Annotated in this window: 11 protein-coding genes; 10 read left to right on the forward strand and 1 reads right to left on the reverse strand. The window is 47.3% G+C overall.

Features of this window, described 5'->3' with window-relative positions:
* Positions 1–3 precede the first annotated feature (3 nt).
* The 7 genes from NSQ58_RS19775 (at position 4) to NSQ58_RS19805 (ending at position 11,634) form a co-directional block, all read left to right on the forward strand.
* Positions 4–3,873: a non-ribosomal peptide synthetase gene (locus tag NSQ58_RS19775; protein ID WP_341058091.1), complete on the forward strand. Its 3,870-nt coding sequence runs from the start codon at positions 4–6 to the stop codon at positions 3,871–3,873.
* Positions 3,874–4,325: 452 nt separating this feature from the next.
* Positions 4,326–5,981, forward strand: coding sequence for an ABC transporter substrate-binding protein (locus NSQ58_RS19780; protein ID WP_023987405.1), 1,656 nt, complete (start codon positions 4,326–4,328; stop codon positions 5,979–5,981).
* A gap of 29 nt (positions 5,982–6,010) precedes the next feature.
* Positions 6,011–7,015: an ABC transporter permease gene (locus NSQ58_RS19785; protein WP_341058092.1), complete on the forward strand. Its 1,005-nt coding sequence runs from the start codon at positions 6,011–6,013 to the stop codon at positions 7,013–7,015.
* A 35-nt stretch (positions 7,016–7,050) separates the two neighbouring features.
* Entirely contained in the window at positions 7,051–7,962 is a 912-nt protein-coding gene (nikC, locus tag NSQ58_RS19790; RefSeq protein WP_023987407.1) for a nickel transporter permease, read from the forward strand.
* Positions 7,963–8,204: 242 nt separating this feature from the next.
* Positions 8,205–9,620 carry a deoxyguanosinetriphosphate triphosphohydrolase family protein gene (locus NSQ58_RS19795; protein WP_028543119.1) on the forward strand — a complete coding sequence of 472 codons (1,416 nt, stop codon included), beginning with the start codon at positions 8,205–8,207 and terminating at the stop codon, positions 9,618–9,620.
* 69 nt (positions 9,621–9,689) lie between these two features.
* Positions 9,690–10,634, forward strand: coding sequence for an MsnO8 family LLM class oxidoreductase (locus NSQ58_RS19800; protein ID WP_341058551.1), 945 nt, complete (start codon positions 9,690–9,692; stop codon positions 10,632–10,634).
* A 13-nt stretch (positions 10,635–10,647) separates the two neighbouring features.
* Positions 10,648–11,634 (forward strand): TRM11 family SAM-dependent methyltransferase, encoded by a 987-nt coding sequence (locus tag NSQ58_RS19805; RefSeq protein ID WP_023987410.1) that lies wholly within the window; start codon positions 10,648–10,650, stop codon positions 11,632–11,634.
* A gap of 4 nt (positions 11,635–11,638) precedes the next feature.
* On the opposite strand, the gene NSQ58_RS19810 is transcribed toward NSQ58_RS19805, so the two are convergent.
* Entirely contained in the window at positions 11,639–12,595 is a 957-nt protein-coding gene (locus NSQ58_RS19810) for a D-2-hydroxyacid dehydrogenase (RefSeq protein WP_341058093.1), read from the reverse strand.
* 227 nt (positions 12,596–12,822) lie between these two features.
* On the opposite strand from NSQ58_RS19810, the gene thpR reads away from it, so the two are divergent.
* From thpR to NSQ58_RS19825, 3 genes are all read left to right on the forward strand, one after another.
* Positions 12,823–13,389, forward strand: coding sequence for an RNA 2',3'-cyclic phosphodiesterase (gene thpR, locus NSQ58_RS19815; RefSeq protein WP_069081243.1), 567 nt, complete (start codon positions 12,823–12,825; stop codon positions 13,387–13,389).
* Positions 13,390–13,500: 111 nt separating this feature from the next.
* Positions 13,501–14,313 carry a cell wall hydrolase gene (locus NSQ58_RS19820; RefSeq protein WP_023987413.1) on the forward strand — a complete coding sequence of 271 codons (813 nt, stop codon included), beginning with the start codon at positions 13,501–13,503 and terminating at the stop codon, positions 14,311–14,313.
* A 217-nt stretch (positions 14,314–14,530) separates the two neighbouring features.
* Positions 14,531–15,214, forward strand: a complete 684-nt coding sequence (locus NSQ58_RS19825; RefSeq protein ID WP_340858926.1) for a metal-dependent hydrolase — start codon at positions 14,531–14,533, stop codon at positions 15,212–15,214.
* Positions 15,215–15,512 lie beyond the last annotated feature (298 nt).

Raw genomic sequence — 15,512 nt, forward strand, 5'->3', positions numbered from 1 at the left:
ATCATGCATTATGAAGGATATGAAACATCTTCGGCGCAAAAACGGCTATATCTGATTCATGATCTTCTCGGACCTAACATTATCTATAACATGCCCAGCATTCGAATCATCAAAGGAGCGCTGGAGCCAGAGCGGCTGTACAGAGCATGGTGTAGGCTGACAGAACGTCATGAGGGCTTGCGAACGTCCTTTATTCAAAAGGACGGCGAGGTTTTACAACTCGTCCATGAATCCATCGATGTATCGATTCCCTATAGAGAACTTTCGGATCAGAGTACGGATAAGCTTGTTAACGAGTTTATCCGTCCGTTCAATCTGAACGAGGCCCCTCTATGGCGGGCTGAGCTTGTACCTTTGGTTGATGGGGAGATTCTGTTCCTGTTTGATATCCACCATATCATCGCGGATGCGGTAACCATCAACATTATATTTGAAGAGCTGATGGCTCTATATCAGGGACAGGAGCTTGCTCCATTAGAGTTTCAGTATGTCGATTATACGATCTGGCAAAACGATCAATTAAGCGATATTCATATTCAGAAACAGGGTGAATTTTGGCTGAACCAATTTACAGAGGATGTTCCTCTGCTGTCGCTGCCTACAGATGGAAAAGGCTTAAGGTCCGATTACAGCGGCGGGATCGTATCGTACTCGATTGAAGCTAACACGGCTCACTCCTTGCGTGCATTATGCTTGCAGCACAATGTTACGTTGTATATGGTTCTACTCGCTGTGTACAGCATCCTTCTGTCCAAATATGCCGGACAGGAGGATCTGGTCATCGGAACACCTGTCGCCGGAAGGACTCATTCCGAGTTTGAAGGGATTGTGGGCATGTTCGTGAACACGCTCGCCTTGCGCCAAAAACCGCAGAGAACCAAGCGGTTCTCTGATTTTCTGGAAGAAGTGGCAGACCGAACTTTTGCTGCGTTTGAGCATCAGGATTACCCCTTTGATATGCTGGTGGAGCAGGTCAATCCTGAACGAATCAGTGGTCGTAATCCCTTATTTGATGCTTGCTTTGTATTGGAAAATGTACCGCAGCCTGTCGTGCAGGCAACAGAGGTCACGTTTTCTCCTTATACTTTTGAACATAAAATCGCTAAATTTGATATCACCTTGTATGCATACGAAATGCAGGAGGGTATCGGACTGGAACTGGAATATCGCAAAGCGTTGTTTACGGAGGAAAGCGCCCGCCGTATGCTACGGCATTTTGCCAGAATTGTCGAAATCATTGGCGAACAACCCGATATTCGGATTGAAGACATTGATATGGTTACAGAAGAAGAGCGCACCGTTTTACTTCATACTTTTAATCAGACCCACAGCAAAAATGCATACGAAAAAAATTCGCATGGGGTAACCATCCATCGACAGTTCGAACAGCAAGTGATACGGACGCCTGACCATCCAGCCGTGAGGTGGAAAGAAAAGCAACTAACGTATGATGAATTAAATGAACGTGCCAATCAATTGGCGCGGGTTTTACGGCAAAAGGGAGTTCAGGCAGAAGATGTCGTCGGTATTTTAGCTACGCCTGCGTTGGAGATGATTGTTGGTATTTTAGCTATTTTGAAGGCCGGGGCCGCTTATTTACCGATTGATCCGCTCTACCCAGATGAACGGATTCAATATCTATTACAGGATAGTCAGGCGAAAATATGCCTTCTACCGACTGCCAGCACCAGATGCTTTCCTGGGGTGGACATGTTACTGCTCACAGACCATAGTCTCTATACGGGAGAACCCCGTAATCTGGAGGACAGCAATCAGGCGCACAATGTGATGTACATTATTTATACTTCAGGGTCTACAGGACAACCAAAGGGTGTAATGATTGAGCATCAATCCTTTGCTCGCCTAGTGTTAGAGCCAGGGCCGTTGGCTATTACGCAAGAGGATCGAATATTGCAGACGTGTTCCCTGGCCTTTGATGTGTCGGTTTTTGAACTGTGGGGAACACTGCTGAGCGGGGCAACCTTGTATCTCATTGAAAAAGAAGAGCTTTTATCTGCCGACATACTCGGCAAGAGGATGGCACAGTATGGAATCACGATGGCATGGTTCACGGCTCCTTTGCTAAATCAGCTGATTGATGAGAAACCTTCCATCTTTACTGGACTTCGATTGATCATGACCGGGGGAGACGCCTTGTCTCCGCAGCATATGAAGCTCCTTCGCGCCGCCCAGCCGGATTTAACGATTGTCAATGCCTACGGTCCTTCGGAAAATACAATTTTTACGTCGTTCCATACGATTCAGGAGGACTATGACCATAACGTGCCGATTGGCAAGCCTGTCGCCAACACACAGCTTTATATCCTGAGTGCGTCCAATCAACTTCAGCCCATTGGAGTGCCGGGTGAGCTGTGCATTGGAGGTGAAGGATTGGCGCGTGGCTATTTGGCTCGGGAGGAATTAACGGCAGCCAAATTTGTTTCTCATCCCTGGCTCCCAGAAGAGCGTATGTACCGTTCTGGAGATTGTGCCCGATGGCTGGCTGACGGAACGCTTGAATTTTTGGGTCGCATGGATCACCAGGTCAAAATTCGGGGCTTCCGTATTGAAACCGGCGAGATAGAGGCTCGGCTTGCACATATAGAGGGGATTCAGGAAGCAGTCGTGCTTGTTCGTCAGCACAGCGACGGGATCAAATACCTCTGTGCTTACTTTGTTTCCGACGTTGAAATGTCACAGGCAGAAGTCCGGCTGGAGCTGGCTACATATTTGCCGGATTATATGATTCCTGCCTGTCTGATCCGACTTCCGCGTTTGCCACTGAATGTGAATGGCAAAGTTGATCGGAACGCGTTGCCAGAGCCTGATCTTGAAGCACTGCGGGAGAATGAATATGTCCCTCCTTGCAATGAACTGGAACAGGAGCTGGTTCGCATCTGGTCGATGGTTCTGCCCACGAACCTGCCGACGGAACGCATTGGTGTAACGGACAATTTTTTCACCCTGGGAGGAAGCTCGCTCAAGGCTACCAAGCTGGTTTCACTAGTTTTGCGTGAGTTAGGGATAGACCTGCCGCTCACCAAATTATTTACTTTTCCTACTATCCGCCTACTGGCAAGTGCATTGCAGGGAAAGGAAAGAAGTGTGTTTCCAGCCAGAGCAGACACGCTTGTTCTCTTAAAGCCCGGCACAGCGCAGGATAAGCACCTTTTTTTCATCCATGATGGAAGCTTGGATGTCAGTTGCTACATGGAATTGGTCAACGGACTTACAGCTACTTGGAATTATTGGGGCATAAAAATGGATGCTTCGATTCTTGCTGAAAATAAAACAGCCGGGATGAAGGAAGCGGCACACCGATATGTGAATCAATTGAAAAGTATTCAGAAAACAGGCCCGTATTATGTTGCGGGGTGGAGTATGGGGGGAACGCTTGCTTTCGAAATGACGCGACAATTGGAAGAACAAGAAGAACGTGTCGAACTTTTGGCCATTCTGGACACACTGCCACCTTTGAAGTATGGCAAGGAAGATCACTGGGACCACCATATTCAGGAACTGGAGAGGATGGAAGAAACGTTGGATTTTTCGCAGTGGAAGCGAGCATTTCCAGCCAGTGTACTCCCCTTGCTACCAGAATTTAATGAGTTGGGACGAAGTGAATTACTAGAACGCTTTAAAAGTGTGAATCATTGGGTGAAAATGCAGCATGTCTACCAGCCCGATCGAGCTGTAAAGGCCCCTGTATGTTTGTTTATTTCAGAACATACCTGGGAATTAGGATATAAAGGATGGGAATTGTATTGTAAGGGGGAAATGTTCACGCATAAAGTGCCTGGCGATCATTTCTCTATCGTAAAAGGAGCCCAAGCCGTGTCTGTAGGTTTGGTGCTGAATACATTTTTGAGGTAAGATTATGCTCCTGCTTGGAGGTTGAAGACCCCAAGCAGGAGTATTTATTTGATATGATCGTGTAAGTTGGTTTGTAATATTAATTGACATGATGTATAAAAACATATCGTAATGTATGAAAAACCCCCTTGTATGCTTCCAGATTTTATAGTAAAGTATCCAATAATCAACTTTGTTTGAGCATAATATTCACTGTTTGTGAGTATATATCACACTTTCACCACGACCTCACATACTCCTCTTTCTATTTATTACATCACATCTATTCATTACCCTACAGCATCTCTTACACCACTAGATTATGAAAACTTCTGTCCTACTACACCTATTTGATGAACTCGGAACTTGGGACCACAGCTTGAGGACAAGCTTGTCATGTCAATCCAAAGGAATTGGCATTCATCCGGTATCAATGAATTAACAATATATAAGGTGTGAAAGGGGTTTGCTGCATGAGCAAAAAGTATGCAAAACACAAAATCTGGACCGTTCTGCTGGTGCTTGCGCTAGGAGCTGTTTTGGCGCTTTCCGGTTGTGGGGGATCAGGTGAAGGAGCAAAGCCAGAGGCAGGGAAAACACCAAGCGGAGCAGGAGAGGGCGTGCAGGACACACTCATTTATGGACGCGGCGGAGATTCCGTGGCGCTAGATCCTGCCATTGTGACTGAAAGCGAGTCGCTAAAAATCGGAATGCAAGTGTTCGACACACTGCTGGAATATAAGCAAAACACAACGGAGATCCAACCGGGGCTTGCAGAGAGCTGGGAAGTATCACCGGATGGACTGGTCTATACGTTCAAGCTGCGTCAGGGTGTAAAATTTCATGACGGAAGTGACTTTAACGCAGAAGCGGTTGTGTTTAACTTTGACCGCTGGGCTGATCCGAAAAGTCCATACAAATTTGAAGGTGACTCGTTTGACTATTATGATTCTATGTTCGGTCCTGAAGGAAGTAGGGTGATTAAGGAGGTTAAAGCGGTAGATGCGAACAGCGTCCAGTTTACACTAAACAAGCCGCAGGCGCCGTTTTTACAAAATATCGCTATGCCATCCTTTAGTATTTCAAGTCCCAAGGCTATTCAGGAGAAAAAGGCTGATTTCAAGAGTAATCCGGTCGGCACGGGTCCTTTTGTATTTAAGGAATGGAAACGGAACGATACCATCACGCTGGAGAAGAATCCAAACTATTGGAAAGAGGGGCAGCCGAAGCTGGCTAAGATCATTGTTCGTTCCATACCCGACAATACCGCGAGATTTAATGCTCTGCAAAACGGGGAAATTGACCTGATGGAGGATTTGAACCCGGATGATGCAAAGCAGTTAGACGGTAATAGCGAGTTGGTGAAAATTGAACGTCCCTCCTTTAATGTGGCGTACATTGGCTTTAATTTAAAGAAAAAAACCTTCAATAATCCCAAGGTGCGGCAGGCACTGAATCACGCAGTGAACAAGCAGGCCATTATTGATGCATTGTTTGCAGGGCAGGCTAAGCCTGCGGTCAATCCGATGCCACCTACGTTATGGGGGTACAACGATAGTATTCAGGACTACGCCTATGATCTGGATAAGGCTAAATCTTTGCTAGCGGAAGCGGGCTTTCCTAACGGGCTTCCCGAGCCGTTAACCTTCTATGCAATGCCCGTATCTCGTCCTTATATGCCTGACGGCAAAAAGGTGGCAGAGGCCATTCAAGCCGATTTTGAAAAAATAGGCGTCAAAGTAAACATCCAATCCCCGGAATGGGCTACGTATCTGGATGATGTTAAGGCGGGGGAAAAGGATGATCTGTATATGCTGGGATGGAACGGGGACAATGGTGACCCGGATAATTTTCTTTATACATTGCTGGACAAGGATACGATTCCAGGCAATAACCGCAGTTTTTATGTGAATGAGGAACTTCATAAAATATTGGTGAAGGCTCAGGTTGAGGTCGACCAGAACAAGCGTGGGGAACTGTATAAACAAGCACAAGTGATTATTAAACAGGATGCGCCGTGGATTCCATTGGTTCATAGCACACCGCTGATGGCAGGTAAAGCGAACCTCAAGGGTTTTGTACCTTCTCCGGCAGGTATTGAAGCGTACGGAAATATTTATTTTGAATAGCCCAAACGCAAGCAGGCGGTGAATAGGATATGAACTCATATATTGTAAAAAGACTGGCTATATTGATTCCTGTATTACTGGGCATGACGCTCATCGTTTTTTCCATTATTCATGCCATTCCGGGAGATCCGGCGGAAACCATACTGGGAGATAAGGCTACGGAACAGTCCAAGCAGGCGCTACGTGAGCAATTGGGGCTGGATAAGCCGTGGTTACAGCAATATGGGACCTATTTAGGTGAGCTGGCACAAGGGGACTTGGGCGATTCCATTCGCACCAGGCAGCCGATTGCCCGGGAAATGCTTCCTTATCTGGCGGCTACGCTGGAGTTGACAGTAGCAAGCATGTTTTTTGCTGTAGTAGTCGGAATGAACGCCGGCATCGTGAGTGCCTGGAAGCGAAATTCCTGGTTTGACTATGTCAGTATGGTCATTGCCCTGGTCGGAGTATCGATGCCGATTTTTTGGCTGGGCTTGATGGAGCAATGGATCTTTGCAAATAAACTGCATTGGCTTCCTTCCATCGGACGCATGAATTCTCGTGATCCGGTGGAAGCTGTGACACATTTAGCCGTGATTGATGCGATCATAGGTAGACGTATGGATCAGGTGTGGACCGTCATCAAGCATTTGATCCTGCCCAGTATCGCACTGGGAACGATTCCAATGGCGGTCATTGCGCGCATTACCCGTTCCAGCATGCTGGAGGTTATGGATGCGGACTATATCCGTACAGCTCGGGCGAAGGGGCTGGCATCTTTTCAAGTCGTATACAAACATGCGCTTAAAAATGCTGCGATCCCCGTACTTACTGTCATCGGTCTTCAGACTGGCTCACTACTGGGAGGCGCGGTACTGACAGAAACCATTTTTGCCTGGCCTGGCATCGGACGGTACATTTTTGAAGCGATCAGCTCGCGTGACTATCCGGTTATTCAAAGCGGAATTCTGATCATTGCGTTCCTGTTCGTCATCATTAATCTGATTGTCGATTTGCTGTACGCGGTGCTCGACCGGCGTATCCGTTATCAGTAATCAAGTCGCCAATTGTTCAAGGGGGAGCTTGTCCGATGTCACAATTTTCAATGGAACCCAACAACATACCGACGACACGCAGCACATTGGCTCATTTGCCTGTCGTGACTGGCCCTTGGAGAGACGCATGGAGGGCTTTTCGTCACAATAAAATGGCGTTCGTCGGCCTGAGCATTATTATCTTCTTTGTCATCATTGCTTTGATCGCGCCGTGGATTGCTCCTTTTGACTATAAAGAGCAAAATTTGGTGAGCCGTTTGCAGCCTCCTTCTGCGGAGCATTGGTTCGGTACGGATGATCTCGGTCGAGATTTACTGACTCGCACGCTGTATGGAGCCAGAATCTCGTTGTGGGTCGGTTTCTTGTCTGTTATTGGTTCAATGATTGTAGGAACAGCCTTAGGTTTAATCGCAGGATTTTACGGAAAATGGGCAGATATGGTCATCTCGCGGCTATTCGACATTTTACTGGCATTTCCGGGGATTTTGCTGGCCATTGCCATTGTGGCCATTCTAGGACCTTCATTGGAAAATGCGTTGTATGCCATTGCCATTGTCAATGTGCCAACATATGGACGGTTGGTTCGATCTAAGGTGCTGAGTGTCAAAACGGAGGAGTATATCACTTCTGCCAGAGCGCTTGGAGCCAATAATACACGAATCATCCTCCGTTATATTTTGCCTAACAGCCTGACACCGATCATCGTACAGGGAACGTTGGGGATCGGAACGGCCATTATTGAAGCGGCAGCGCTTGGATTTCTGGGCTTGGGTGCACAACCTCCTGAGCCAGAGTGGGGTAAAATGTTGTCCGATTCGCGGCAATATATCCAGAACGCGCCGTGGACAGTTATTTTTCCGGGGGTATCTATCATGCTGACCGTATTGGGCTTTAACCTAATGGGGGACGGCCTACGGGATGTGCTTGACCCGAGGGCGAAGCGTTAGAGCAAAAGTGGTGAGGTATATAAAGTTGAGTAAAGGGGTGTTCTCTGGCCTGAATCAAATGGCTGGGGAACACCTTTTTTATGTAACATTAAGAGCTTTCCGTAGGATACTCGCTTCGAAAGCACAATCCGACTGCGCAGTGACGCTAAAAGTAACTTTTACAGCTGAAAGTCATGTGAGCTTTCCTGAGGCGCAAAAAAAATGTATAATCACTCCAATTGAGTACGTAGGGAGTGGGCTTTATGACATGGCAGGACAAGAGAGAGCATCGGCAATTTGCGGAACAGACACGAAGCGACGCTTCACGGGCCGCATATGAGCGGGACTACTCCCGTTTAATCCATTCACCGACTTTCCGTCGGTTGCAGGGTAAATCACAGGTATTTGGCGCAGGCACGGGCGATTATTACCGCACACGACTGACGCATTCTTTGGAGGTAGCGCAAATTGCACGTGAAGCATCCCGAAGCTTGCTGCGCCGCCATCCCGAAGTAGAGCTGGAACAGGCAGATAACGCAGGACTGATCATTGACCCTGAGGTGGTAGAATGTGCTTCCATTGCACATGACTTTGGGCATCCCCCGTTCGGACACAAGGGAGAAGAGGTGCTGGACGGGATTTTGGATCAACTGATTGAAACAAAGGTAGAAAAGATATCCTCTGCCGGAGGCTTCACACCGGAGTCTAAGCGTGGACAGGAGGCCTATGCGCGTGAGCGACGAATTTATGAGCATTTTGAAGGGAACGCGCACAATTTCCGGCTGATTATGTTTTTGGAGAAGCGTGAGAACGTGGATGGTTTGAATTTGTCGGACGCTGTGTTACTGGGGATCAACAAATACCCGTACCCGGGGATTCTGAACAAAAAAGGGTTGTACCTGCATGAGTGGGAATACATACGTTCCATCCGCGAGGATTGGGGTATCCCTGATGGTAAAAAAACGTTGGAAGCCCAGCTTATGGACCTGTGCGACGATATCGCTTATTCTGCGCATGATCTGGAGGACGGGATTAAGGCTGGGAAAATCGAGGTACATGAGCACTTCTTATATGATCCGTATTTAATTCGTCTGATTACGGAGAAAATCACCACGTTGGAGGATAGCTTCTGGCAAGGCTGGCAACTGGCTCAGATTGAGCAGAAGGTAGCGGCTGTGCTGAGCGAATTTTTGAAGGTGTGGAACGGCAAGATGCCGATGTGTGAACACGATTATTCCCGTACCCGCCGTGAAGTGAAGGCATACTGGGTCAGCCTGTTTGTCAGCAGCTTGGGTGTAATTGAGGATGGAAATTGGAAAAAGGTGACCTTCGTACGGGATGGAAGCGAAGATTTGGATATGCTGCGCACTGTGAGTGTGTTGAAAAGCTTTGCTTGGGTTACGATGATCCGCGATCTGCGCGTACAGCGACTGCAAAAACGGAGTGAGTGGATGCTCAGACGGCTGTGGTTAGCTTTTCTAGACCCGGAAACGTCCAAATCTATTATTCCAAGCGACTGGCTCCAGCGCTATGAGCGCGACCAAGCCAAGGCGAAACCGATCTGGACATGGGAGCATATGGTCATAGACTATATTGCAGGCATGACCGATGCTTTTGCTGAAAAAATCTATAATGAGTTATACGGCCTGAAGGTGGGTTCGATTTATGATCTGGATTGACCTTTAAATTACCCCTATATAGTAGAAGGAACTGGTTTGTAATGGATAGCAGGAGGGAGGAATGTGTCTATGCAATCTCAGTCTTTATCTACGAAAAGGTTGAATCTCGGTGTGCTCGATATGGTGCCGTTGCTGCCCGGTAACCGTCCGGAGCAGGCGGTTCAACGAGCTGGTGAACTAGCGAGACAGGCAGAAGCATGGGGATATACACGCTACTGGACCTCGGAGCACCATGATATGGAGGGGCTGGCTTCCTCCAGCCCGGAAGTTCTGCTGTCTCATATCGGGGCGGTGACGAAGACAATCAAACTGGGTGCGGGTGCTATTTTGCTCCCGCATTATAGTCCAGTCAAGGTCGCGGAATGGTTTCATTTGCTGGCTGCTCTATATCCTGGCAGAGTCGAATTGGGCCTGGGGAGAGCACCTGGTGGTGGACCTCATGCTTCAATGGCACTGAGCGGTAATTTTCTTCAACATGTGACGGAGCTGCCACAGACGATGGAAGCTCTATTGGCTTTGCTGGAAGGTACTTACGAATATGAACAGGTGCCTGTGTTTGCCCGGCCGATGCCTGAACAGCCGCCAGCAGTGTGGATGCTGGGTACAAACCGAAAGAGTGCCGAATATGCCGCCCAGTATTCAACAGGCTATGTATTCGGTCAGTTTATGAGTGAACAGCAAACGGAAGAAATGCTAAGCATTTACCGCTTCAGCTTTCAGCCATCCAACCGGATGGACAAGCCACGTACCATGGTTGCTGTAGGAGTAGTATGTGCCTTGACGAATGAACTGGCGCAGCAATGGGCTGGTCAGATTTCATTGGGCGACCCGGCAATGCGAGCCAGCTGGCTGGTGGGAACGCCGTCGGATATTGCCGAACGGTTACGCGGCTTGCAGATTAAATATGATAATGATGAGTTTCTGTTGGTCACACCGATTCCCGATTATGATCAGCGGCTTCACTCCTACCGTCTAATAGCGGAGGCTGTAAATTCTAACCTTGATTCCAAATGAAAAGAGATATGACATGAATAAACAGAAAACGAATATCGAAGAAATGAAACCAAGCTACATATATACCTATGCGTGTCATGAAACAGAGCGTGAGTTGTGTTTTTTGGAATTAAAATGCTTGTTCGGTCAGCCGCCCGTGCAGGACTCCATCCTATTGTCCCATCGGCGTCTGGAGCCGGGGACGAGCCCGTTTATTCATCTTAGGCTGGATGTAATGACAGATGCGGGAACGCTGGAAGAGCTATGCGAAGCAGCTTCTATGTTACAACTTGAGGAAGGAAAGACTTTCAAGGTGTTGTGCCTTAAAGAAGGTGACCATGAGGCTGACTATGACGAGCGGCGCGGGATCGAACGCCGAATGGGTGCACGCATTCATGGGCAGGCGCAAATGAAAACACCGGATATCACCCTTGGTGTTATTCGGATAGGAGAACGGTGGCTACTGGGCACGTGTCAGTATAGCGACAGATCGTGGCAGGAGCGTCGTCAGAAGCCGCAAAATTATTCTACTGGACTACCCGTTCTGGTAGCTAGGGCACTTGTGAATTTGGCAGCAACTGATCTAACAGCAGCAAAGGGAGAGCCAGGCTCATTGAAACTGCTAGACCCGTGTTGTGGTATGGGCAATGTAATGATTGAGGCATTGAGTATGGGAAAGGATATTCGCGGTTGTGATATCAACCCGTTGGCGGTGCGTGGGGCACGAGTGAATTTGCGTCATTTTGGATATGAAGAAGATCTAGTGAAGCTGGGGGATATGAATATGCTCGAAGGCACATACGATGCGGCCATATTGGATATGCCCTATAACCTGTGCTCCGTGCTCCCGGCTGATGAACAAAAGAAGATGCTGCGCAGTCTGAGACGCTTGGCCGCGCGGGCAGTGGTCGTGAGCACGGAGCCGATGGAAACATTGTTATCCGACTCAGGTTGGACCCTTACGGAGCAATGCCGCATACATAAGACAGGTATGAGTCGGGAAATCTGGATCTGTAAGTAGTGTGTTAATACTGAGTTTTGTAGTTAACCAAATTCAGCGGCAGTTCCTGATCAGCGGCATAGGCATTCAAATTAGTAAGAAAAATATCTACCGCCCGTTCGGCATATCGGTCCGTATCGCCTGCAATATGCGGTGTGATCAAGACATGGTCCAGACTCCATAGCGGATGTGAAGCAGGTAGCGGTTCTTCCTCGAATACATCCAGTCCGGCAAAGGCAATATGCTTTTGCTCCAAAGAGCGTACAAGCGCATCCGTATGAACGGTGCCACCGCGGCCTACATTAATGAAGAAGGCTCCCTTACGCATAGCTGCAAATGCTTTTTCATCAAAGAAGTGATGGGTTTCCTTGGTGAATGGCAATATATTTACCACGATATCCGCTGCTCCCAATGCTTCGTGTAGTTGTTCGTTAGTATACATGTGCTCTACATGGGGAGCTTCCTTGCCAGAACGACGGACTCCGATCACCCGCATGCCAAAGGCTTCTGCAATCCGCGCTGTTTCACGGCCAATTTCGCCAACGCCTGTAATCAACAGCGTTTTGCCACGTAATTCCGTCAGTTGGCCTTTCGGTGGCTGCCATGTTTTCTGACGTTGCAAGAGAGCTGCTTGCTGTAAATAACGTGTATGCGATAGCAGCATGCCAAAGATCTGCTCTGTAATTGGAATTGCATGCACACCACTTGTATTCGTGAGTAAAATGTTACGCTTTTCCAATTCGGTAAGCGGTAGCTTGTCAATTCCAGCCGACCAGGTTTGTATCCACTTCAGTTTGCTGTCTGGGTGTAACGTCTCTTCGGCGATATGCTTGGACCAGCCTAGAATAACCTCGGCCTCCCGGATTTGTTTAGGCTCCAATTCCTGAGCTTTGCCAATAATCAATTCGTAGCCCGGAGCTGTTGCACGAACTTGTTTTTTTTGCTCTTCCGTAAGTTGATGTAAGCTTAAAATGTTTCCCATAGTTCATAGCCTCCTCGATTTTTGATTCCTTGGAGTTTCCAATATATTCTGGCGAACCATCCTTTCAAGAATAACAGATTGCCGAAAAAATTGCATAATTAGGGTAAAAACGAGCTCGCGGTGTCACTATATATAACAACAAATGGCTTTACCCTGATTAGGGACAATCCAAACAGCTACTTTTTGAGATATCCACAAATATCTATCAGGAAAGGAGGTATAGATTGATGAAAAATGAATCGCAAAGACTTTTTACAGCTATTGCTCTCCCAAATGAGCATAAGAAGAAATTACATGATTGGGTGGAGCAGGATTTAAAAGACCTGACTTTTCGCAAATGGAGTGATTTCAGAGATTACCACGTGACACTTCAGTTTTTGGGTGATGTGGAGACCTCGGTTATACCGAAACTTGAGCAGGCTTTAGTTCAAGCTGCAGCTGAGCACGGCCCGTTCACACTCGGCATTGGAGAAGCAGGTTTTTTTGGCCGTGAAGAATTTCCGCGTGTACTGTGGAGGGGAGTGACCGGGCAGCGTGAGTCACTGGATCAACTGTACCAGTCCATACTCCAGGCTACGGAACCGCTGGGTTTTAAACCCGAGGAACGACCTTATCGACCTCATATCACCCTAGCACGCTCGTACACAGGAGAACAGTCTATTCCACCGTCTATTTGGCAGCCAAATGACCGATGCAGCGAGCTTTGGGAAGTGGGAGAATTTGTTTTATATGCAACCCGAATGGGTCAAAAACCAATGTACCAAATAATTCAAAAATTCCCATTAATGAGGTGAAAGCCTTGATCTATCAGCGAATTTAGTGATATAGTGTTTCAGCGTTATTCAAAAGGCGCATTTTGGGTTACATATCTGAGGAATGTGCTTAAAGTTAACGGGAGGAACATTATGGAAATCGTTAAAGAACATCGTTGGTTTGCACCTCTTTTGAGTGTGCTGCTTGTTTGTATATTGGGGATAGGCCTCTACGCTGAGGTTCAGCAAACACAGAAAAATCATAAAAATACACCTATGCAATCTCTGAGCTGGTCAGGGAACTCTTCGGCTCCTTCATATGGCGACAGGATGGGGACCCATAACGGGTCAAACAGGACAAGCCCCATCTTTGTCGCTGCTCATGGGCAGCCAAGCTGGAAAGAAATCATGCCGACACCGTTACCCGCTTCCCAGATGAAGCAGGCGGAACAAGCTCGGAATAACGTTGCTACAGGCAAGAAAAAGCTTGAGGTCCAGCATAGCAAGTCCGCAATCCTAACCCCTCCTACAACCATCTACTTTACGAAGACAAAAATGCTCACTCAGGATGACAAGGCGTTGTCTACCTGGAGCTATCCTGTCTCCGCTAAAGAACTGCTCCTGCTGCAAAAAATAGTGATGGCAGAAGCAGAAGGCGAACCGTACGAAGGCAAAGTGGCAGTTGCCAACGTTGTCTTAAACCGGCTGCGGTCAGCCCCATTTCCCGATACGATTCAGGCAGTGATTTATCAAAAAGCGCAATTTAGTCCGGTCGCGAACGGGCGTCTTCGTCGTGTTCAGCCCAACCAGGACAGCATCCGTGCGGTTACTGCTGCTTTGAACGGCCATAAAGCCGTGCCTGATAACACCTGTTTTTTCCTGTCGCTTACGTTAGCCCAGGACCTTACGGTTCATCATTCGCGTACCAAGGTGAAAACTATCGGTCATCATACCTTTTATAAATGAGCATTTGGCATAAAACCCATGAGCGTTTCAAATCAGTAATGTATAGATTGAAACGGTTTAGTTGGCAGCCTTCTACAAATAACAGCCCTTTCTAAACAATAGGGTTCAGCTTTGTGAACGGATTTTGTGGTACAGGTGAAGCCAGTATGCAAAAGAGTTATAATAGGTAAAGGAAAGTAACCAAAATAATGAAAGTGACAAAGGAGGCGTAGATGATATGAAAATCACATATTATGGACATTCAGTTGTACTGGTAGAGGCAGAGGGGAAACGGATTATTATTGATCCTTTTTTGACGGGAAATCCTAAAGCAACCGTACAAGCCGAGGATATTCAGGTGGATGCCGTACTGTTGACACACGGTCATGCCGATCATTTTGGAGATGCTGTTGAAATTGCCAAGCGCAATGATTGTCCAGTAATCGCGGTCGCGGAACTGGCTGAATATTGTTCATCCTTGGGGGCCAAAGCTCACGGTATGAATCTGGGTGGGGGGCACCACTTTGACGGTTTCCATGTGAAATTCACGCTTGCGTTCCACAGCTCATCTTTGACGGTGGACGGACAAACCGTTTACATGGGAGAGCCGGCGGGGATTTTATTGACCATGGGAGGCCAAACCTTTTTCCATGCAGGAGATACTGGCCTGTTTGGCGACATGCGTCTCATTGGGGAAACTAACTCCATCGATGCTGCGGTATTGCCGATCGGAGATGGTTATACGATGGGACCGGAGGATGCACTGCTGGCAGCAAAATGGCTGCGTGCAAGCCGCGTAATACCGGTGCATTACAATACGTTCCCGGGTATTGAGCAGGACGGAGACGGCTTCTGTGATCGTCTACACAAAGAAGGCATTGAAGGGAAAGCATTGAAGCCCGGCGAAAGTCTCGAATTTTAATACGGATATCTGATTTGCGGGAATACACTTGATGGTCTATAAACTCATCAAATCTCCTTTGTCAGCCTTTTCTGTTCCTTAGAGGAATAGGAAAGGCTGTTTTTTAAAAGTGAATATTTATACATAAAAATGAGATATTTTTGCATTGATACGTTGAAGCTGTAATGTAAAAGATTTATTATCACAATCATAAAAACTTTGAATTGCTAACATGATAGGTCAATGATAAAATGATAGAACTAATTAGATTCATCAGTGGAATCGACGTATTTTTCAAGTCAAGCCATTGCATAATTAT

Origin of the sequence: Paenibacillus sp. FSL M7-0134 (genome assembly GCF_038007865.1) — a bacterium.
Lineage (GTDB): Bacteria > Bacillota > Bacilli > Paenibacillales > Paenibacillaceae > Paenibacillus > Paenibacillus polymyxa_B.